Genomic DNA, 20,597 nt, shown 5'->3' with positions numbered 1-20,597 from the left:
GCCCGTGTAAATAATCTTAGTCAATTTATAAAGAACCGAATTGAGGTGACGTAGACAGATGATGACCGAGGAGATTCAGGAGCAATATGCGGACGAGCTAGAAGCTTTTCACATATGGATGAAGGACGCCGGATATACAGGCCATACGGTAAAATCATACACGGGTGACGTGGTGGAATTTCTGATCTCCATTCAAGGGAAGTCACTGGAGCAGGTCAAAAAGCTGCATGTGTTGTCTTTTCTGTCCCGCGCTCGGGAGCGTGGGGTTAGTGATGCCACGAGAAATCGCAAACATGCGGCGGTGAACTGTTTTTACAAGTCCCTCATTGAACTTGAATTGTTAACCAATAATCCGGCGTTTGGGATCAAAAAATCCAAAACCGAGAAAAACCGTGCGCCTGTTTTCCTTGATGAAAGTGGGCTGACACGTTTCCTGGAGTCGGTAGAAGGCAAGTATCGCACACGTAATCTGGCTGTTTTCCTACTGATGGGATATATGGGATTACGGGTTGGAGAAGTACATGCGTTGGATTGCAAAGACTATAATGCGGAGCGGCGTACATTGGATGTATTTGGTAAAGGCCGTAAATGGCGCTCGCTTCCTGTACCGGAGACTGTGGCAAAAGTATTATCTCAAGCGATGGCTGAGCGTCTCGACCCTTGGCGGCCAAAAGAGGAAGCGTTATTTGTCTCGCAGAAAGGGAAGAGACTGTCGATTCGCAGCATCCAGCTCATATCTACAGAAACCTTTGAACGCTTCCAGCAGGAATCACCAGCCAATCAACGTCAAAACTACTCCAGTCATAAGCTGCGTCACTCGTTCGCGACCATGATGTTACGGCGTGGAGCCGACTTGCGTACGGTACAGGAACTGCTTGGTCATGCATCGATTCAAACAACAACCGTGTACACACACGTCACCAGTAGGGAGAAAGAAGAGGCTATGGCTCTGCTGGACGTAAAACTTCCGACATATTAGAAGAAAAAAGCCAATATTTAATCCGAAAAGTAGTCTGTCCAAGTGACAGGCTTTTTTTGTTATTGATTTGGATGGTGGATTTTTAAACATAATTAATATTATGTAAACTAATATCTAAAATCTAAATAGGCCTATAATAGAAATCAAACAAAAGAACCATTCGCCTCTTCTCTTTAGAAGAAACAAATGGCCCTTTTGGCTAAGACAGATATCTTAATTTACAACTTTTAACGTGCTGAATCGTTCACGATATGAATGATAGCGCGATTGAATTACTCGAGTCCAGCGATCTGTTCTTTTAATTTGTTAGCAGAAGCCTGGAAAGCCACTTTTTCGGTTTCATTCAACGGAAGAGGCAGAATTTCGCGCACACCGTTGCGATCGACAACACATGGAACACCCAGATAAACATCCGATACACCATTGTAATCTTCAAGGTACGTGGATACGTTCAGAACGGAGCCTTCGTTGCCGAGAATTGCAGCTACAATGCGGTCCAGAGCAAGGGCGATTGCATAGGAAGTCGCTCCTTTGGCATTAATAATCTCATACGCTGCATTTTTGGTACGGTCGAAGATATCCTGTTGTGTTTCTTCATCCAATTCCAGATCTGTTCCTGCAACGTTAGCCAGGCTCCATACCGGTACTTCGGAATCTCCATGCTCACCAATAATGTGTGCGTGAATACTACGCGGGTCGATCCCTTTATTTTTACCAATCAGGTAACGGAAACGTGCGCTATCGAGCAATGTACCTGAACCGATGACACGGGAAGCAGGCCATCCACTTTGTTTCCATGAAGTATAGGACAAAATATCTACAGGATTGGTTGCAATCAGCAAAATACCATGAGAATTCACTTCAGTAATGCGTTCAATAATATCTTTGAAAATGCTTGCATTTTTCTTCAGCAGATCAATCCGGGTTTCGCCCGGCTTCTGGGAAGCACCGGCTGTAATAATAATGATATCTGCATCTTTGCAGTCGGAATAATCGCCAGCCCATACTTTCACGCCTCCCGTAAATGGAAGACCGTGGTTCATATCCAGCATTTCGCCGGTTGCTTTATCATGATTCACATCCACAAATACCAACTCGGACGAACGCTGTCTCAACATTAGCGTGTATCCCGTTGTTGTTCCCACCGCACCCATGCCTACAATCACGACACGACTTGGTTTCAGAGCTGCACTATTTGTCATGTTCAATATCCTCTCCTTTTTGGGTTATACTCCCATCCATATTAAGGGATTAGAGAATATAAAGCGAGTGTTGTCTATAAAATAGCTCACATTTCATGTCTTTTTACCAATTATTCCGTCGAAAAACAGTTTAGGATGAAATTAATGGTAATTGGAAAAAGGGAGTGGCCAGCCCATACGTAGCCAATGAGCCTTTTACATAAGGTTTGTGGTAGAATAGGAGCAGTGGATTCTGATGAATCGTAAATAAAACGCCATAGGACAGGCATGCGCGCCTGTATATTGGATGAGAGAGGTGGAACCCACTTGCGTTTGCAATGGATTAAAATCGCGCAGACAGCATTGCTGTCTATAGGTATAGCAGCCTTATTGGCTGCATGCACTGACTCAGATCAACCTCCGGAAGCAGAACCTCCGCAGCAGCAGGAGGATGCCGGGAATACAGGGCAGACATTAACCGTCGTTCCCCCTGTCAACAGTACAGAATCTGCGGATAACGCTAAGTACCAAATACAGACCCGTTTGACCGATTTTCAGTTGCTCAATGACAACGGAGGATTGGCGTGGGGTGTGACGCGGAATGCGCTGCGCCTGTACTACACTCAGGATCAGGGAAAGACCTGGACCAATATTTCACCTTCGGAAAATGTACAGTTTCCGGCTAACCCTAAATATGGACAAAGCATTTATTTTGTAGATCGTGCACATGGTTGGATTGTTCGTGAAGGTATGGGTGGAACAGATACCATGGTGCTTCGCACCAACAATGGAGGCGTAACTTGGAGTCTGTCTTCTCTGTCCAAGACGGATAAAGTGACTGCGATCTCATTTGTATCTCCTGAAAAAGGCTGGATTCTCACCACGGTTGATACCGCTATTGGTAAACAGGACAAGAAACTTTACTTCACCGAGGACGGTGGAATCACCTGGAATCGGATGTCTTCCAGTGATGAAGAGGGCAAACAGGAAGCAGAAGAGATTTCCAAACGTGGATACACCACGGGCATGACTTTCTCGGATCCAAAACATGGTTTCTTAACAGCGCTGGAGTTCGGCACACCGAAGTTGTATGTAACATCAGACGGCGGAGAAAACTGGAATACTGGACCATCCTTCTTTGATCGAAACAAATTCAACGGGTGTGGTAATTTCAGTGTTAGTTCACCACAATTTTTTGGACGTGAAGCGCAGTCAGCTTGGATGTCAATGTCCTGTTCTAAAGGCGAGAGCACGACATTTAATGGATTCTTTACCACCGATGGCGGAAAGAGCTGGAAGCTGTCCAATTACACTTTAAACAAACAAACGGGTGCGAATCGTAACCTTTCACCGGTATTTCTGAACGCATCGGAAGGTTGGGCGATGCAAAAGGGCATAACCTACCACACCAAGGATGCGGGCAAAACGTGGAGTGCTCTTCCTGCAAGCAGTGTACTGGAGAAAATTCTCGAAGATTATCCGGAGATTGTGAAGATGCAGATGGTTACCCCCAAGCTTGGCTGGATATTGGTTGAAAATACAGATGCCAAAAGATCGTTGTTATTGCAAACGGTAGATGGCGGTGTACATTGGAAAGTACTCTAAAGTAGAGTGTTATCGATGTGAATAGATAGGAGAAAGGAGAGGAGCCTAAGGGTTCCTTTTCTTTTTTGCTTAGTTTGTGAAATAAATCACAAATAAATTCGCTAGAAGGTGATATATTTAACTCAACAAAAGAAGGAGTGATGAAGATGAGAACCAACGGTCAAACTCAAATCACGCAGGCGGATGAATTAACCAGATATATGCTTCAATTATGCTACACATGTGATGATGCGAATCGTTGCACGACAGAGGAAGCAGTGAAGGCTTGCATGGCAGAACACGCTCAGGCAGACCAGCCCGAACCAGCCGAAGGTGGAGAAGTAACTCGCGGGTTTATGGACTTGATGTACGCTTAGCTATCAAAACTGATCAAAGAAGGCTGATATATCAACGTTTTGCCTCTGAAGTGCACCCCTTAGAATAGACATTGGAAAACCCCTTGGGTTTAGCCGATGAAATTCTAGGGGGTGTATTTTTTATGGCGATTAAGGGACAAAAGTTTAAAACGTATTCAGAGAAGATAAAAAATGAGACTATTCGTCTGCTTACGGTTGAGGGGTAGACTTATCGAAAGATTAATGAACATCTGGGGATTCATTACCCAGGACGAATGAAGCGCTGGATGCGAAAATATCGGGAACAAGGTGAGTTTGGACTGATGGATCAGCGAGGTCGACGTAAAGAATACTTGGATCAAGAACGCTATGTACAGAAACTGAAACGGGAGAATGAGTGCTAAAAAAGGCTTGGTAATCTGGAAGGAGGAAGCAAATATATAGTACAAACAAAAGTTCTCATTGGAGGGGTGAACATGCTAGTGAAATATTTAGGTTGGTTAGTTGAAATCATTTACGAGGATCAAAGCGGAAAGAAGATAGATGCCGTGACCATGCCTTTTTTATTGTAATAGATTAGAGAGTAGCAAGACTAATAGGGGGAATGGTAGATGGCAGATTCAGACTGTAATCAAAACGCTTCCGGTCTTTGTTCAGAGGCGGAAGGTAATACAACTACGGCAAGCGGATTTTCTTCTCACGCGGAAGGGTATCAGACGACAGCCAGTGCATCAGCAGCACATGCGGAAGGATATCAAAGCAATGCCAGCATGGATTCAGCCCATGCGGAAGGAAGCCACACAAGCGCTTCCGGAGCCGCATCTCATGCCGAAGGGTATATGACATTGGCTACGATTGATGCGGCCCATGCGGAAGGAGCTTATACGACAGCATCCGGCTATGAGTCTCATGCCGAAGGTTATCTTACAATCTCCTCAGGCCACGCTGCCCATGCAGAAGGAGCCCGAACCATTGCATCTGGGTATGGAGCTCATGCCGAGGGTGCTGATTCAGACGCTAGTGGAAATGCTTCTCACACCGAGGGAGTAGGTGCTGCCGCCGTTGGAGAGGCTTCCCATGCGGAAGGTACGAATACAACGGCATCTGGGGCAGGCGCACATGCCGAAGGACAGTTTACAGTAGCCAGTGAAGATGCATCTCATGCAGAGGGATTTCAAACAACGGCAAGTGGGTTATATGCTCATGCAGAGGGATTTGCAACAAGGGCAAATGGGTTATATGCTCATGCCGAAGGGTATTCCACAATTGCATCTGGAATGGCAGCACACGCAGAAGGTGGTTTAGGTAATACGGCTTCAGGAACGTACTCTCATGCAGAGGGAACAGGTACAATAGCTTCCGACTATGCTTCACACGCTGAAGGTGCAGAAACTACTGCTTCCGGTAACTCATCTCATGCTGAGGGTGAAGGAACACTAGCTAGCGGTATTTACTCCCATGCCCAAGGTCAAGAGACGAGATCAACTGCTACGGCTTCAAGCTCTGAAGGTGCCTTTACTCAGGCTAATGCAAATTATTCACATTCTGAAGGGAACTTTACTGTCGTTCTCCCCGATCATGTTTCCTCCCATATAATGGGCAGAAATGGCCAAACGTTATACCCTGCTTCATGGCATTTAGCCAATGGTATAAGTCCTGGCAGTGGATTAGCCGCTGTACTCCAAGGCTCAACCGGCAATCTATATATTGATGGAACTGTTATGTCGCCTGCTGCCGATTACGCCGAAATGTTTGAGACGATAGATGGACAGCCGATTGAACCGGGATATTTCGTAACAACGGTTGGTGAAAAAGTTAGAAAAACAACCCAGACGGATAATTATATCCTTGGTGTAACCAGTGCCGTCCCCTCTGTAATTGGCAGAGCCAATCATCTGAACTGGAAAGATAAATATTTAGTAGACGAATGGGGCCGGAAGAAATATGAGGATATCATAATTGAGGAGGAAGTAGATGGATCGGGCAAAGTGTTGGTGCCAGCCCATTCTATCCACTCCGCAGTAATTAATCCTGAGTATGATCCTTCGAGAGAGTATGTCTCACGGCTCAATCGTCCGGAATGGGTAGCCGTGGGAACCATGGGAATGCTTCTTGTTCGGGACGACGGAACATGTATTGAAGATGAATTTTGCTTGCCGAATGATGAAGGAGTAGCAACCGCGACAACTAAAGGATATCGTGTGCTTAAGAGAACTGGAGCGAATCAAATCAGAATTTATGTCAAATAGAATTGAAACCCCTGTCACTCTTAACAAGAGCGCAGGGATTTTTACATACAAAAACTTTCTCTACTAAAGAAGCCCATAGTAAAAGAGAAATGAAAAAGAACTGACCTCTACCAGCTCTTCCTTCTTCAATACAGGAGCTACAAGTAGCTCCTTGCGTTGCTTCTGACCATTTATTTTATTGGATTAATTATAGTTTCCTCTGGACAGGTGTTATTCACACGCAATAGGTAGATGCCGTGACCATACCTTTTTTATTGTAATAGATTAGAGAGTAGAACGACTAATAGGGGGAATGGTAGATGGCAGATTCAGACTGTAATCAAAATGCTTCGGGTATATGCTCTGAGTCCGAAGGAAATACGACCACCGCAAGCGGGTTTGCTTCTCACGCAGAAGGGTATCAGACGACAGCCAGTGCATCAGCAGCACATGCGGAAGGATATCAGAGCAATGCCAGCATGGATTCAGCCCACGCAGAAGGAAGCCACACAAGCGCTTCCGGAGCCGCATCTCACGCCGAAGGGTATATGACACTCGCTACGATTGATGCGGCCCATGCAGAAGGCGCTTATACTACAGCATCCGGCTATGAGGCTCACGCCGAAGGTTATCTTACCGTCTCCTCGGGGCACGCTGCCCATGCCGAAGGAGCCCGCACCATTGCATCTGGCTACGGAGCACACGCTGAGGGTGCTGATTCAGAGGCCGGTGGAAATGCTTCTCACGCCGAGGGCGTAGGTGCTGCTGCCGTTGGAGAAGCATCTCATGCTGAAGGGACTAATACTACTGCCTCCGGTTTAGCATCGCATGCGGAAGGCTATCTAACTTCTGCAACTGGTGACTACTCCCATACGGAAGGTTATTTAACTACTGCAATCGGTGCGTTTAATCATGCAGAAGGTGCTGAGACGATTGCATTTGGTGATTATTCCCATGCGGAAGGCTATCTAACTATAGCAACTGGACTCAATTCCCATGCAGAAGGATACCAAACAAGGGCAGTTGACTATGCCCATGCCCAAAATTTTTTCACTCAAGCAAATGCTGCTTATTCCCATGCTGAAGGTTACGTCAATCGGTCAAATGGCATGGCTTCCCATTCGGAAGGGATGATGACCCAAGCAAATGGTGCGTCTTCTCACTCGGAGGGACGTATAACTATGGCAAATGCTGCAATTTCCCATGCCGAAGGACAGAACACAACAGTCCAAACAGATCATACTGCCTCTCACATTATGGGTGTATCAGGTCAAACGCTCTATCCTGGTTCGTGGCATGTGGCAAATGGTGTTAGTAATCTCCCAGGCTCAACCGGCAATCTATATATTGATGGAACCGTTATGTCGCCTGCTGCCGATTATGCCGAAATGTTTGAGACGATAGATGGGCAGACGATTGAACCGGGATATTTCGTAACAACGGTTGGTGAAAAAGTTAGGAAAGCTACAAACACAGATGACTATGTTGTAGGTATTGTCAGTGCGAGGCCATCATTTATAGGGGGAGCCAGCCACCTAAATTGGATCGGCAAATATGAAACAGACGAATGGGGCAAGATCCAATACGAAGAAAGAGTGGTTCTAGAGCAGAAGGATAAGCGAGGAGAAGTTATAGTACCAGCTTATACAATCAACAGTGCTGTCATTAGCACATCTTATGATCATTCACGCGAGTACGTCTCCCGTATAGATCGAATGGAATGGGTAGCTATAGGAATGATGGGTAAGCTCCTTGTGAGGGATGATGGAACCTGTCAAGTGGATGGTTACTGCCGACCTAATGATGAGGGAATTGCAACTGCTGCTACTGCTGGGTTCCGAGTATTAGCAAGAACAGGAGCCAACCAGATTAAAGTTCTTGTCAAATAAACGGAGCTTGGAACTATAGGTCCAAGCTTTCAAAAGTTGGGCTTTTTTGTATTCTGGGATCGTCATGCTGACAGTGTTTAATCTATTTGATGATGAGGTTATGCGTGGTGTAGGCACATCAATTGATAACCGAGCAGGTTAGATCAAACTTTTCCGAGGGGCAGAAGATTAAATCAGCTTGTACAACTACAAACGTATGTGAGCGAAAATTATAGTAAGATGGCCTTGATGTACACTTAGGCTAATCATTCACGGAGAACGCTCCTGCGGGAGGGTTCTTTTTGATTTGTAGTGAAATGTATGCGCTTTTAAATTCTCTTCGCAAATATTGCGGCATGGGTTATTATAGAAATAATTAAGGTAAACTACTCAAAATGTGGAATTGTTTTGTTGACTTTATTTGAAAGAGAAAGAGCATTAAATAGTAGAAAGGATAAAACTATGAACATTCAAGATCTCCCAATTGAAATAAAAGAACATATAGGGGAAGTCCAGAAAATCACTTTTCCTAAGCAAGGTCATACTTCTACTGTGGCTATACTGGATACGTTTGATCAAAAGTACATCATCAAGAAGACAGAAAACGATCTTTATAATGAATGGTTATCCGATGAATATAAGGTACTCCAATACCTTTACCATACGGGACTCCCTGTTCCAAAGGTGTATTCATTTCATACTGAGGACACATCGAGATGGCTTCTGATGGATTATATTGATGGAATAAGTTTAAGAGAATTTCTCTCTAAGATGCCTGACCTCCAAAGTAAAGAAAAAGCGATTTTCAACTTTGGGCTTTGTTTAAAGAAAATACATGAATGCTCTTGTTCTGTTGAATTATTGAAAAATGTCAGTCCTTGGTTAGATACAATGCTTAATAAAGCAGAATATAATCTAACTCACTTTGCTGTAGACGGATCAGCAGAACTACTTCAACAGTTGAAAGAAGGAAGACCAAAACCAATAGAGAACACTTTCATCCATGGAGATTTTACTATAGATAATGTGCTAGTTAATGATTGCAATATTGTTGGAGTTATTGACTGGGCAGGAGCAGCTTATGGCGATCCAAGATATGATGTAGCATTAGCCATTAGACCGAAACATAATGCGTTTGACAATGAAAGAGATAGAGAAATATTTTATAAAGGGTATGGAAACTTAAGAATAACGGATGAAGAATACAATTATTTTGAAGACGGGATATATAACTTCTTTTAGCCTGGATATAAATTGTTCTTCAAACGTATATTAATCTTTCTAGAAGGAGTCGAATAAATGAGCCCTCCAAAACATATCTTATCTGCCGCTGCAATCGTGATCAACGAACAAAATGAATTATTACTTATTAGAGGACCACGAAGAGGATGGGAAATGCCAGGCGGTCAAGTAGAAGAAGGAGAATCCCTAAGTCAAGCTGCGATCAGAGAAACGAAAGAGGAGTCTGGAATCGACATTGAAATCATCAAATTCTGTGGAATATTTCAGAATATCGAAAATTCAATATGTAACACATTATTTCTAGCAAGACCAATAGGAGGAGAATTAATCACATCATCGGAGAGTTTAGAGTCTGGTTTCTTTCCGATCGATGAAGCCATTTTAAAAGTCGAATGGAAAAACTTCAGAGAAAGAATAGAGTATTGCTTAAAACCTGAGATGCAGCCTTTTTGCATTGAGTTCAGTGATAAGAATAATATTTAAAAGTTTCCGGAAAGGAAGTTCAATCAATGAAACGAGTCGATGTAAATCGTCGGAGGGAGAGAAGAGATATCAAGACCAGACGAAATCTCTGAGATTGCATGGTTGGATATAACACAGGCAGATGAGCTTATGCCTTACTATAAGAACGGCTTTAAAAGCTTACTTAATGGCAATGAGATTACATATTTCAACGAAGGTAACAAGTGATGTTCTGAATGTGGTGTATAAAGGAGACTATCAGATGAACAAGTACAGTGTTTATGAAACAAACAGCTTTTATTGGGATACAAAAGGGAATGACTTTTTGAGAGCAATCGTGCTTCCACATTATGGAGCATTTATCTCAGAAGAAAAACACCAACTTTTTGGTGATGTCTCAGGATTAAAGATGTTAGAGGTGGGCTGTGGAAATGGTCAATCCTTGCAGTATCATGGAGACCGCAAAGCAGGTGAACTGTGGGGTATGGATATATCCCAGAAACAGATAGAAAAGACACAACAACACTTGAGAACATACGGAATTCCTGCAACATTGATATGTTCACCCATGGAAGAGGAATGTGGGATTCCTACTAATTATTTTGACGCTGTGTATTCGATTTATGCCATAGGTTGGACAACCGATCTTGAAGGTACTTTCAGCCGAATCGCTTCTTATTTAAAGAAAGATGGTATTTTTATTTTCAGTTGGTCTCATCCAATTCATAGATGTGTCGTTGAAGAAAATGATAGATTTGTCTTCAATAAGCCATATTCTGATGAATCGTGGTATGCGATATCTCCTGACTTTTGTCAGGGTGAATTAACCTTGGCTGATCGTCAACTATCAACCTATGTCAATGCGTTAGCGAAAGCGGGATTTGTCATTGAACAAATGATAGAAGAATCCGATGAGGATATCATGCAATTACATAATAATAGCGATAGTCTCCTTAAAAGAGCAAAGATGTTACCTGTATCCTTTGTGATTAAAGCAAGAAAACGGTGATTAAATGAAATGAATCGGAGAGTGGGCTATGTTTATTTATGGGTTGAAAGCAGATCAATGGAGAACGTAATAGATCAAATTTTATTTTAACTAAAATTAAAGAATGGGTTTTAAAGAACTGGTGCGAGGAATGAACATCAAAAAGACATCTTGATGAGACGAAGGAGGTCACGAATTGTTTCTCAATGTATTATTTTGGTTGATTATTCTCTGGGTGATCTCCCTTTATTTCAGTTTTCCTAAGAAAGATCGCATGTACACAGTCAATGTGCCGAGCACATATTACATTCAATCTTCAAATCGGTTGGATATTCAGAAAAACTACGAATGCGCTGCATTTTCCAGTGCGTTTGTCTTGAGACATTTCGGTTTGGAGTCCAACGGAACAAAGCTTTATGAAACCTATCCTCGCAAATTACTGGATGGGACCGTATATCCTAAAGCGGTCGTTGTTTTTTTCAGAAAACTAGGATATCAGGCAATGTACTTACGAGGAAATGTGAATACGTTGAAGAAACAGATCAGCCAGGGTGTGCCTGTTATTTTATTTATTAGAGTACATCCCAAACAACGTTATTTGCATTTTGTTCCCGTCGTTGGTTATGATGAAACGCATTTTTACTTGGCAGAATCGTTAGACCACAAGATTAATTGTGATGAAGAATATTACAATCGAAAAATCAGCATAAATGAACTCAACATGTTATGGAGGTCGTGGTTACCTTTTTCTCAAAACTCCTATATCGTCGTACACCCGATGCAGATTTAAGACGGCTCTCTTTCAAGGGACAAGATATATTTCTTTAAACGAACTAATCTGCTTTATTCGGAACGTCTGCTTAGTTAAACCAAGCAACTCATGCCCAAATGGCATGAGTTTTTTTGAACAAATCTCCTCACGTAAACCAGCTCGACTCAATTAATGGTTTTGAACAAAATAGATCAAACGTATAGGCAGTTGCTACTGATTTTATTGTTTTACCTGATAATTAGCGGAGTTTTTTAGTTAAAATGGTTGTTCGTCCACGCATCTTTTCATCTACATACGTACGTTAAACCATGTCTATAGGGAGGTGTCCACACTGTGAGTCATTCAGAAGTGAAGAAACGTATGAAGAGAAAAAAGGCAACATTCCATCCGTGTAAAGTTAAAAGAAAAGAACGCCGATTGAAAGTGGTCAAAAAGTTCGTTCAAGTAAAATGTCCGCCTCCAGAAGTGAATATATCTACCCCTACTGTCGTTGGCCCAACAGGACCACAAGGTATACAAGGCGTACAGGGCGTACAAGGTATTCCAGGTAAACAAGGGGTTGAAGGGCCAACTGGAGCTCAAGGACCAGCAGGGGGGCCACCTGGACCACAAGGGCCTCAGGGACAGCCTGGTCCTGCTGGAGCGGTAGGTTCTCAAGGTCCGGTCGGGCCTGCTGGACCTATGGGAGCACAGGGGATTCCGGGAGAAGCAGGGGCCGTAGGGCCACAAGGTCCGCAGGGTAATCCTGGACCTGCCGGGGCAATTGGGCCTCAAGGTGTTGCTGGAGCTGTTGGGCCGACGGGTGCGACAGGAGCTGCAGGAGCAGTAGGCCCGGCAGGCCCAGCTGGTGCAGCAGGAGCGGTAGGCCCTGCTGGGCCAGCCGGTGCAGCAGGAGCAGTAGGTCCGGCAGGGCCAGCCGGTGCAGCAGGAGCAGTAGGCCCGACTGGTGCTACAGGAGTAGCTGGTCCAGCTGGAGCCACGGGAGGTACAGGTGCAACAGGAGCAGCCGGAAGCGTACTGGGATTTGCTGACTTTTTCGCACTGATGCCACCTGATAATGCAGCAACGGTTGCTCCCGGTACTGATGTAAGCTTTCCTCAGGATGGGCCGACAAGTGGAACAACTATCGCACGTACGGGGCCTAGTTCATTCAATCTGGTAGCCATTGGTACGTATCAGATTTTGTTCCAGGTGAGCATCAATGAAGCCGGTCAATTAATCTTAACTCTCAATGGGGCAGATTTGGCTCCTACTGTAGTTGGGCGAGCAACGGGAACGTCTCAGATTGTTGGTATGGCTTTGGTGCAGACAACCGTGATTAATTCTATTCTGACCGTGCGGAACCCGGCTGGTAATGCTACAGCATTAACAATCACGCCACTTGCGGGCGGAACTAGACCTGTATCCGCACATCTTGTGATCACACAATTAGCATGAGTCCGTTAACAGGCTAGCAAACTCTCCTCAACTTTATTAAATATGCATCCACAACGGTAACATGGGTTTGCTTGAACTGAGATAGCAGTGCTTTACCTGAGGCTGTTATCTCAGTTGGAGCGGATAATGGTACAAGAGTAACTACATATCGGATACCCTTTTTGTTTTTGAGGAATGGTGAAAACGTCACTACTAATTATTTTTTCAGTTGATAATATGATAAAATATTGGAAAAACATCAGAGGTGAGTGCATGAAGAATGGACACTGGAGAAAAATTACATGGGTTGTTGCGGCATTATTATTAATCATGGTCACGGCTTGCAGCAATAGCAAATTCAATCCAAACGAATTTTCAGAACAGGATCTGGCTGTGACGAAGACCGACAGTGAGGATAAGATTACGTATGGAATGAGTCAGGAAGAGGCGGAGAAAATTCTCGGTGAGGGAACATCAACCGGTGTGGGTCAATCCTATCAATACAATAACGGGATCACGATTGGTTATAGGGATGCCAAAGTCGTTAGTATCATCTTGAATAAGGACTCGAAAGGGTACTTTAAGACGGCTCGCGGGGCAGAGGCGGGGATGACACATCAAGAGATTCTCGATCTGTATGGCAAGGAACATGTTCTGGTCGAATCTGAACGTAATATTGATTATGCCTATCATATTCAGAAGGAAACATTCCTGGATGAGAAGTCGCTGCAAGCGGAAAAAGATGATCTGGCTATCTATCGTGCATCGTTTATGCTGACAAAAGAGGGACAGGTTAATCAGGTTATATTGTCGGATCAACGATTTGCAACAACCTTTAAGTAAAACAGGGCTGCTAGTTAAGCAATGTATTAGATAATGAAATAGTACTTATTTTCGTATAAAGCAACCCTTCGGTATTCTGCCGGAGGGTTTTTCCCTTCACATCGTTTGATTTCAATCCCGATAACAAGTTCCATGTTTACGTGCATATACATTACAGGAGACGGGTCAAGACTCCGGCTGTCCTAAGTTGTATGAACGGAGGGAGAGACATGGGCATTGAATCATCCTGGATGTTTGATTTGTTTGGAACCGTCTTTCCGGTTGTATTTGTTCTGATTATAGGTATAGTCCTTCTGTCGATGGGAAAGGAGGTATGGAGGTGGGGACGCAACAACTCGGAGCCGCTATTAACCGTGCCTTCACGAATCACCAGCAGACGGATGAAGATGAGTCAGTCGCAATCTGAACCGGGGAGTACAGCACGAACGTTATACTACGTCACCTTTGAAGTCGAAAGTGGAGATCGGCTCGAATTCAAAGTCAATGGCGAAGAGTATGGTTTGTGTGCTGAGGGGGATGAAGGACGGCTCTCGTTCAAAGGAACGCGTTATGTAGGCTTCGAGCGATATAATCGCGTATATTCTGAACGCCTACGGGGTTAAACTGAGCAGCTTGCGCCAGGATGGCGTGAGCTTTTTTTGATTATTTACTGGACAAGCGTTTCTTAATGGGCCTAACGTGTTTTTATATAAGAAGAGGCTTAATAAGATTATGATCAAAAGATCATTACCATAGAGGAGGCAATCAATATGTCATTTACAGATCAGGTCGTTGTTGTAACCGGGGCCGCTCAGGGAATAGGACGAAGTGTGGCTGAGGCTTATGCAGTCGCTGGAGCCAAAGTTGTACTTGCCGACTACAAGGAAGCAGAAGGGGCGGCCGCGGCAGCTTCCATTCGTAATGAAGGTGGAGAAGCCATCTTTGTCCAATGTGATGTTCGGAGCGAGCAGGATATTACGAATCTTTTTCGGACAACCGTGGAAGAATTCAAGCAAATTGATGTTTTAGTGAATAATGCAGGACTCGCCAAGTGGAAGTCACCCTATGAGCTGAAGCTGGAAGAATGGGACGATGTACTCAATACCAATGTGAGAAGTTGCTTTTTGGCGAGTCGGGAAGCAGCCAAACATATGAAAAGCAATGAACACGGGGGTGCCATTATCAACATGGCTTCTACTCGTGCGCTGATGTCTGAGCCGGATACCGAAGCTTATGCCGCATCCAAAGGAGCGATTGTAGCTCTGACGCATGCGCTGGCGGTCTCACTGGGCAAGGACCAAATTCGGGTCAATTGTATCAGTCCGGGATGGATTGAGACAGGTGACGTGGAGAAATTGAAAAAGGAGGATCACGAACAGCATCCCTCCGGTCGTGTGGGTGTTCCTTCGGATATCTCCCGTGCTTGTTTATATTTGTCTGATCCAAGCAATACCTTTGTCACAGGGACCAACCTCGTTATTGATGGAGGCATGACCCGAAAAATGATATATGAGGACTAGAACCGGGATTGAACCGGGCGAGCCCTAAGCTGTCCCAACTTCAGAGTGATAAGCCCAAGTTAAGCACTTGGGCTTATTTGTTTTTAATAACTCGGTTGCTATAATAAATGTGATTTTACAACAGTAGAGGAATGGAGGGAGTATATGTTCGGGAAACAATCCCGGAAGGTATTTTGGCTGTTACTGCTGATCGGAGGGATGATAATGATAGGGAATGAGTCACCTGCTGAAGCAGACGGCGCAGATATACGGGCGGCCTGGGTATGGCAGGCACAGTCTGTTAGCAACGGAGATGAGCTGTTGGCCAATGCAGCTAAACATAAGATAAACAGGCTGTACGTGAATGTAGACATGACGCTATCCAAGGAGGTATACCAGACGTTTATAGCCAAAGCAAGCCGTGCAGGTATTGTGGTTGAAGCGCTGGGAGGCGATCCATCCTGGGCACTCAGTGGCCGTGAAGGCTCCATGCTCAGATTAGCCTCGTGGGTAAGTGATTACAATCAAGCTGCTGAGCCCAACGAGCAATTTGATGCCATACATCTGGATATCAAGCCCTATGTGTTACCAGCCTGGCAAAAAGATGCCAAGCCACTGGTACAATCCTGGGTAGCCAATATGAATCTGTTATTTGAGCAAGTGAGACAGGATGGCGCAGTTGCAGTGAATATTGACCTGCCATTTTGGCTGGATTCCTATACCGTCACAGGAAATAGAGTTTCTGAGGATGCAGATAACGAAACATTGTCACGTTGGTTCATTGAACAAGTGGAGCATGTCACTTTACTCGCTTACCGTGATAACGCGCAAGGGAACAATGGTATTATACGTTTGATTGAACAGGAAATGAACTGGGCCGATGCCAGCAATGTGAGCGTCACGGTTGGGTTGAACACCAAGCCCATGCCTGGTGAGGAGTTCACGTCATTTGCCGGGAAAGATGCAGCACAACTGGAAAGTGTTATTGAAGAAGTTGCCTCCGCATTCGGCGAGTATAGTTCCTACGCAGGTTCTGCTGTACATGACATTGTATACTGGGGACAACTGGAGCCGTCGGAACTGCCATCACCGGAGATTCCATCCAATCAGCCAGAGATTCGGGGAACGTATATCTGGGAGGCCTCTCAGGTGACGAATGACGGGGGAGAGCACATACTAGCATTTGCTAGAGAGCAGAATATTAACTGGTTGTATGTCCGGTTGGACCTGGATCAACCCTATTCCAGCTATCGCAGTTTTGTGAAACGGGCAAAAGCGCAGGGCATTGAGATCCATGCGATGGGTGGACACCCCATCTGGGGCAAAAAGGAGAATCGTCCACGCATTCAGCGATTGATTGATTATGTGAAAAACTATAATGCTGAATCCGAGCCGGATGAACGATTTGAAGGCATCCATCTGGATATTGAGCCTTACACTTTGCCAGAGTGGGAGAATAGTCGGGACACCTTATTGACCGAATGGGCTGCCAATATTACATTTTTCCAGGAAGAAACAAAGAAGGACAGTGATCTCGAAACAAGCGCAGACCTTGCTGTATGGCTGGATAGCTTCGCGTTGCCAGGAAAGGATACATCTGTGGCTGAATTTATGATCCGTACACTCGATCATGTGTCGCTGATGGCTTTTCGTAACAACGCCGAAGGTTCCAATGGGATTGCTGCTGTTGTGAGTCAGGAGATGGAGATCGCCGATCGTTTCGGTAAAAGGTTGATGATTTCGGTCGAAATGAAGCAGAACCATGAAGGTCCTCATATTTCTTTTTATGAAAAAGGGGCAAAGGAGATGGAACTTCAGCTTGCCAAGCTTCCGGATCTGCTGGCCGAACATCAGGCATACCAGGGCAACATTGTTCATGCCTATGATTATTGGATTGAAGCCAAGCCTTAAACAGGCGAGTATTATAAGAAACGAGTTGCTTCGGGACTTCACCTTGGGTGAGGTTCCGGGCTTTTTTTTATGGAAAAAAGATGGAATCGTGTCACCGAATGGGCTCCTGCACAATACGATGTACGGTGATGAACAGCTGAAACAAGGGAGGAAACAGACTATGGCTGTTATTAAAGCCAACTCAGAGGACGTCAAGCTGCTGGCTAGGCTCATGAGGGCAGAGGCTGAAGGTGACGGCGAACAGGGTATGTTGCTTGTAGGCAATGTAAGTGTGAACCGGGTGCTGGTGGATTGTCTGGACTTTAAGGATATTCGCGATATCAATCGTATGGTATTCCAGAATCCAGGAGGCTACGAGTCAACACAGAAGGGGTACTTTTACCAACGGGCAAGACAGTCCGAGATACGTCTCGCACAACGGGTGATTAATGGAGAGCGCTTCTGGCCTGCCAGCAATTCATTGTGGTTCTTCCGACCTGTGGCCGAGTGTCCGGCAACGTGGTATGACCAGCAAAATACAGGACGTTTCAAAGCGCATTGTTTCTTCAGTCCTTCAGGCGAAGACTGTCCGGAAGTATATTAAATTTTGGGAGGAATCATCATGATTAATCAGCCTTATCAACCAACAACTCAAACAATGGGTCAGCAAGCGAATTCCGTGTTGGGTCAACAAGCTAATTCTCAGGTTCAAGGTACGTCTTACAAAATCGGGAACGGAATGCCTGCCATGTCACCAACGCCAGGGATGGTATCACCAAGCTCCACAAGTGTACCGCCACTCGTATCCAGTGGAAGCCCAATGACACCAACGGGTGCAGTGATTACAACAACAGCTCCACAGTTTGAGCAGTCATACATTGAGAATATTTTACGTTTGAATCTTGGTAAATTCGGTACATTCTACATGACATATGAAGGCAACAAAGAATGGAACGCTCGCATATTCCAAGGTATTATTGAAGCAGCGGGCCGTGACCATATTATCATCAGTGACCCGAAGACAGGAAGACGGATCATGCTGTTGATGGTCAACTTCGACTATGCTACATTTGATGAGCCGTTGTTGTATCAATATCCGGGCGTGGTAGGCAATTACCCGCAAGCTCCAAGCAGATAATCATTTTCACCTCATCATGTTGATTGATAACTGACATGTCACATGTCTAACACATACTGATTTACTTCGCTGTCCTGAATGTGGAGGTAATCCGCAGACAGGACAGCTTTTTACATAAACATATATACGAAGGTTACTATAGGTTTAGAGTTATAGGTAACCTTTTGGCGATAACATGGCACTTATACATGAATAGAACAAGCAGCATGCTTATATGAAGGGAGTCCATAGCATTGAATTCATGGATTGAAGGAGCGATGAAGGGCGAAACCGAAGCTTACGCACAACTGATGTCTCAATATCGCGGGATGGCTCTTGCTGTTGCCTACAATCGTTTAGGAGATACATTTTGGGCTGAAGATGTCGTACAGGAAGCATTTACTGAAGCCTTTGGCAATCTGTCCAAGCTGGAAGCTCCTGAGGCTTTTCCCGGGTGGTTCAAGGTAATTGTGGAGAGGCAGTGTTATCGCTGGCTAAGACGCAAGCAACATACCATGATTCCAGTTCAGGAGCTGGAGCATGTATTCCATGAAGAGGATCAGGCGCATAATCCGGAAAAACAAGCGGTGCAAAATGAAATGTATCGTACGCTGCGTGATTCCATTGCAATACTGCCATCATCGATGCGGATTGCTGTTGAACTGTTTTATTTGGAAGGATACTCGCTCAAGGAAATATCGGATTTCCTCGGGGTCAAGGTACCTGCATTAAAGAAAAGACTGTTCGATGCCCGATCCAAACTCAAGCGCTCTATGCCAGTAAGGGATCTGGTCTCTGTATTCAGTGACTTGTATGAAGGGGGAAAAGGATTGTTACACATTATGAATGGGGATCACGCTGCCAATCGTTTAAGAGAAAGTGGAATTCAGGGAGACATCTTGGTATGGAGAGAGTTGTACACGTTCGGCCCGGTAGCCAAAGAGATGGGAGATACGAAGGAGCGGCAGAATCGGGCATCCGTGTTAGAGCAGCAGTTGGGCATTCCACAGGCGGAATACTTGAAGATTGAGGAACTGGAACGCAAGTTGAATTCGTTTCAACAATACAAGGAAATTGTTTTATGGTTCGAATACGATCTCTATGATCAAACGATGTTATCGTATCTATTGCATTATTTCAGAGGACAAGCACTCCAGAATACAAAACTGAATCTGCTCTGCATTGACTCGTATCCAGAGATCGAGCACTTTAGAGGACTGGGACAGCTTACCTCCACACAGATTGAACGTCTGTCCGGCAGTTGGCATGTGATTGAGAAAAACGAGTTACAAGCCGGTGCACAGTTCTGGCAAGCCTATACGTCGACTGATTTCCGGTATCATCTGGATTACTTGCAGGCAGATACTTCTGCGCTACCCTTTGCGAAAGCTGCCTTTAAGGCACATTTGTCCCGTCTGCCATCTGTATCGAACGGTCTGGGACTCATTGAGCAGACAACACTGGAGACTATTAGAGCAGGTGTGGAGCATCCGTATCCATTATTTCGCGAGGTAGGAGACAAACTGCATATTCTCGGGATGGGTGATCTTGAATACTGGGCACATCTGAAGCGGATGACAGAAGGACCTCATGCTCTTCTTCAGATGAGCGGTGCAACCACTTTCCCTAATTTCAAGCAGCATGATGAAAAATTCCGTGACGGAATCCTGTCGCTAACGGAACTCGGAATTCAGGTGTTGAATGGAGAAGTCGATTGGGCATTGCTTAAGCAGGATGAATTCTGGATCGGTGGATTGCATAACGCAAGCGGGGGACGAGCGAAGTGGCGTTGGAACCCCGCTTCGGAAACCGTAGTGGAGATTGAGTCCACATCGTAATCGGCGGATAGAATCTGAGAAAATAACGTATTACAAAAAAGAGAGTATCCAGCCATGTCGAAGCATGAGCGAGGATGCTCTCTTTGGTTTGGTTCTGGTAGATCATTGTTTGTGAAATGTTAAAAAAACAGCGTAATCGAGACTTTTGTTAAAGAAAAAAGGCGTTTGTGCCATTTCGTTGTCATAGGACACGGATTGACTGTGTAGTTTAGAATTATATAATAAAAGAAGCATATCTTTTTTATTCGACAGAACAAGGTGGAGGTGGAAGCATTGGGAAGTTGAAATTGCATATGAGCGGCAGAATGGCAAATATCCTACATTTTCGAAGGAGGTGGACCTATTTGCCGAAGAA

19 protein-coding genes are annotated in these 20,597 nt (G+C 44.7%); 18 read left to right on the top strand and 1 reads right to left on the bottom strand.

Annotated elements, in window-relative coordinates:
* Positions 1 to 58 precede the first annotated feature (58 nt).
* A complete protein-coding gene (locus MKY95_RS18115; RefSeq protein ID WP_074095433.1) occupies positions 59 to 979 on the top strand; it encodes a tyrosine-type recombinase/integrase in 921 nt (306 codons plus the stop codon).
* Positions 980 to 1,251: 272 nt separating this feature from the next.
* Here the strand turns inward: MKY95_RS18115 and MKY95_RS18110 are convergent, their stop codons facing one another.
* A complete protein-coding gene (locus tag MKY95_RS18110) occupies positions 1,252 to 2,181 on the bottom strand; it encodes an L-lactate dehydrogenase (RefSeq protein WP_036613729.1) in 930 nt (309 codons plus the stop codon).
* 306 nt (positions 2,182 to 2,487) lie between these two features.
* Here MKY95_RS18110 and MKY95_RS18105 point away from each other — a divergent pair, with 306 nt between their 5' ends.
* The 17 genes from MKY95_RS18105 to MKY95_RS18025 all read left to right on the top strand — a co-directional run bounded on the left by MKY95_RS18105 (position 2,488) and on the right by MKY95_RS18025 (position 20,242).
* Entirely contained in the window at positions 2,488 to 3,765 is a 1,278-nt protein-coding gene (locus MKY95_RS18105) for a YCF48-related protein (protein ID WP_179088615.1), read from the top strand.
* A gap of 146 nt (positions 3,766 to 3,911) precedes the next feature.
* Positions 3,912 to 4,121 carry a hypothetical protein gene (locus MKY95_RS18100; RefSeq protein ID WP_076317649.1) on the top strand — a complete coding sequence of 70 codons (210 nt, stop codon included), beginning with the start codon at positions 3,912 to 3,914 and terminating at the stop codon, positions 4,119 to 4,121.
* A gap of 218 nt (positions 4,122 to 4,339) precedes the next feature.
* The gene (locus MKY95_RS18095) at positions 4,340 to 4,504 is read left to right on the top strand and encodes a helix-turn-helix domain-containing protein (RefSeq protein WP_143780985.1); all 165 of its coding nucleotides are present in this window, start codon (positions 4,340 to 4,342) and stop codon (positions 4,502 to 4,504) included.
* A 207-nt stretch (positions 4,505 to 4,711) separates the two neighbouring features.
* Positions 4,712 to 6,349 carry a peptidase G2 autoproteolytic cleavage domain-containing protein gene (locus MKY95_RS18090; protein ID WP_256721189.1) on the top strand — a complete coding sequence of 546 codons (1,638 nt, stop codon included), beginning with the start codon at positions 4,712 to 4,714 and terminating at the stop codon, positions 6,347 to 6,349.
* Positions 6,350 to 6,648: 299 nt separating this feature from the next.
* Complete coding sequence (locus tag MKY95_RS18085; protein WP_083669608.1) at positions 6,649 to 8,217, top strand: peptidase G2 autoproteolytic cleavage domain-containing protein; 1,569 nt, start codon at positions 6,649 to 6,651, stop codon at positions 8,215 to 8,217.
* A gap of 441 nt (positions 8,218 to 8,658) precedes the next feature.
* A complete protein-coding gene (locus tag MKY95_RS18080; protein WP_076317650.1) occupies positions 8,659 to 9,438 on the top strand; it encodes a phosphotransferase in 780 nt (259 codons plus the stop codon).
* 57 nt (positions 9,439 to 9,495) lie between these two features.
* On the top strand, positions 9,496 to 9,921 hold the full coding sequence (locus tag MKY95_RS18075) for an NUDIX hydrolase (protein ID WP_076317651.1): 426 nt from the start codon (positions 9,496 to 9,498) through the stop codon (positions 9,919 to 9,921).
* A gap of 241 nt (positions 9,922 to 10,162) precedes the next feature.
* The gene (locus MKY95_RS18070; RefSeq protein WP_127550660.1) at positions 10,163 to 10,909 is read left to right on the top strand and encodes a class I SAM-dependent methyltransferase; all 747 of its coding nucleotides are present in this window, start codon (positions 10,163 to 10,165) and stop codon (positions 10,907 to 10,909) included.
* 175 nt (positions 10,910 to 11,084) lie between these two features.
* The gene (locus tag MKY95_RS18065; protein ID WP_339193683.1) at positions 11,085 to 11,678 is read left to right on the top strand and encodes a C39 family peptidase; all 594 of its coding nucleotides are present in this window, start codon (positions 11,085 to 11,087) and stop codon (positions 11,676 to 11,678) included.
* Positions 11,679 to 11,993: 315 nt separating this feature from the next.
* A complete protein-coding gene (locus MKY95_RS18060) occupies positions 11,994 to 13,097 on the top strand; it encodes a collagen-like protein (protein WP_339193681.1) in 1,104 nt (367 codons plus the stop codon).
* A gap of 252 nt (positions 13,098 to 13,349) precedes the next feature.
* Entirely contained in the window at positions 13,350 to 13,919 is a 570-nt protein-coding gene (locus MKY95_RS18055) for a hypothetical protein (RefSeq protein ID WP_339193679.1), read from the top strand.
* A gap of 209 nt (positions 13,920 to 14,128) precedes the next feature.
* Positions 14,129 to 14,521 carry a DUF2500 domain-containing protein gene (locus MKY95_RS18050; RefSeq protein ID WP_017688132.1) on the top strand — a complete coding sequence of 131 codons (393 nt, stop codon included), beginning with the start codon at positions 14,129 to 14,131 and terminating at the stop codon, positions 14,519 to 14,521.
* A gap of 147 nt (positions 14,522 to 14,668) precedes the next feature.
* Entirely contained in the window at positions 14,669 to 15,418 is a 750-nt protein-coding gene (locus MKY95_RS18045) for a glucose 1-dehydrogenase (protein WP_339193677.1), read from the top strand.
* Positions 15,419 to 15,622: 204 nt separating this feature from the next.
* The gene (locus MKY95_RS18040) at positions 15,623 to 17,308 is read left to right on the top strand and encodes a hypothetical protein (protein WP_339193675.1); all 1,686 of its coding nucleotides are present in this window, start codon (positions 15,623 to 15,625) and stop codon (positions 17,306 to 17,308) included.
* Between the two features lie 160 nt (positions 17,309 to 17,468).
* Positions 17,469 to 17,891 (top strand): cell wall hydrolase, encoded by a 423-nt coding sequence (locus MKY95_RS18035; protein ID WP_076217086.1) that lies wholly within the window; start codon positions 17,469 to 17,471, stop codon positions 17,889 to 17,891.
* 135 nt (positions 17,892 to 18,026) lie between these two features.
* Complete coding sequence (gene gerQ / locus MKY95_RS18030) at positions 18,027 to 18,425, top strand: spore coat protein GerQ (RefSeq protein ID WP_235193948.1); 399 nt, start codon at positions 18,027 to 18,029, stop codon at positions 18,423 to 18,425.
* Between the two features lie 233 nt (positions 18,426 to 18,658).
* Positions 18,659 to 20,242, top strand: coding sequence for a sigma-70 family RNA polymerase sigma factor (locus tag MKY95_RS18025; protein ID WP_339193673.1), 1,584 nt, complete (start codon positions 18,659 to 18,661; stop codon positions 20,240 to 20,242).
* Positions 20,243 to 20,597 lie beyond the last annotated feature (355 nt).

Origin of the sequence: Paenibacillus sp. FSL P4-0176 (assembly GCF_037975265.1) — a bacterium.
GTDB classification, from domain to species: domain Bacteria; phylum Bacillota; class Bacilli; order Paenibacillales; family Paenibacillaceae; genus Paenibacillus; species Paenibacillus amylolyticus.
Note: the sequence above shows the minus strand (reverse complement) of the source record. Positions and strands in the feature narration are given on the sequence as shown.

What these genes read in the sequence shown, in the direction of transcription:
- MKY95_RS18115 (WP_074095433.1), top strand. Translation starts at nt 59, where the DNA reads ATGATGACCGAGGAGATTCAGGAGCAATATGCGGACGAGCTAGAAGCT.
- MKY95_RS18110 (WP_036613729.1), bottom strand. Translation starts at nt 2,181, where the DNA reads ATGACAAATAGTGCAGCTCTGAAACCAAGTCGTGTCGTGATTGTAGGC.
- MKY95_RS18100 (WP_076317649.1), top strand. Translation starts at nt 3,912, where the DNA reads ATGAGAACCAACGGTCAAACTCAAATCACGCAGGCGGATGAATTAACC.
- MKY95_RS18090 (WP_256721189.1), top strand. Translation starts at nt 4,712, where the DNA reads ATGGCAGATTCAGACTGTAATCAAAACGCTTCCGGTCTTTGTTCAGAG.
- MKY95_RS18085 (WP_083669608.1), top strand. Translation starts at nt 6,649, where the DNA reads ATGGCAGATTCAGACTGTAATCAAAATGCTTCGGGTATATGCTCTGAG.
- MKY95_RS18080 (WP_076317650.1), top strand. Translation starts at nt 8,659, where the DNA reads ATGAACATTCAAGATCTCCCAATTGAAATAAAAGAACATATAGGGGAA.
- MKY95_RS18075 (WP_076317651.1), top strand. Translation starts at nt 9,496, where the DNA reads ATGAGCCCTCCAAAACATATCTTATCTGCCGCTGCAATCGTGATCAAC.
- MKY95_RS18070 (WP_127550660.1), top strand. Translation starts at nt 10,163, where the DNA reads ATGAACAAGTACAGTGTTTATGAAACAAACAGCTTTTATTGGGATACA.
- MKY95_RS18055 (WP_339193679.1), top strand. Translation starts at nt 13,350, where the DNA reads ATGAAGAATGGACACTGGAGAAAAATTACATGGGTTGTTGCGGCATTA.
- MKY95_RS18050 (WP_017688132.1), top strand. Translation starts at nt 14,129, where the DNA reads ATGGGCATTGAATCATCCTGGATGTTTGATTTGTTTGGAACCGTCTTT.
- MKY95_RS18045 (WP_339193677.1), top strand. Translation starts at nt 14,669, where the DNA reads ATGTCATTTACAGATCAGGTCGTTGTTGTAACCGGGGCCGCTCAGGGA.
- MKY95_RS18040 (WP_339193675.1), top strand. Translation starts at nt 15,623, where the DNA reads ATGATAGGGAATGAGTCACCTGCTGAAGCAGACGGCGCAGATATACGG.
- MKY95_RS18035 (WP_076217086.1), top strand. Translation starts at nt 17,469, where the DNA reads ATGGCTGTTATTAAAGCCAACTCAGAGGACGTCAAGCTGCTGGCTAGG.
- gerQ (WP_235193948.1), top strand. Translation starts at nt 18,027, where the DNA reads ATGCCTGCCATGTCACCAACGCCAGGGATGGTATCACCAAGCTCCACA.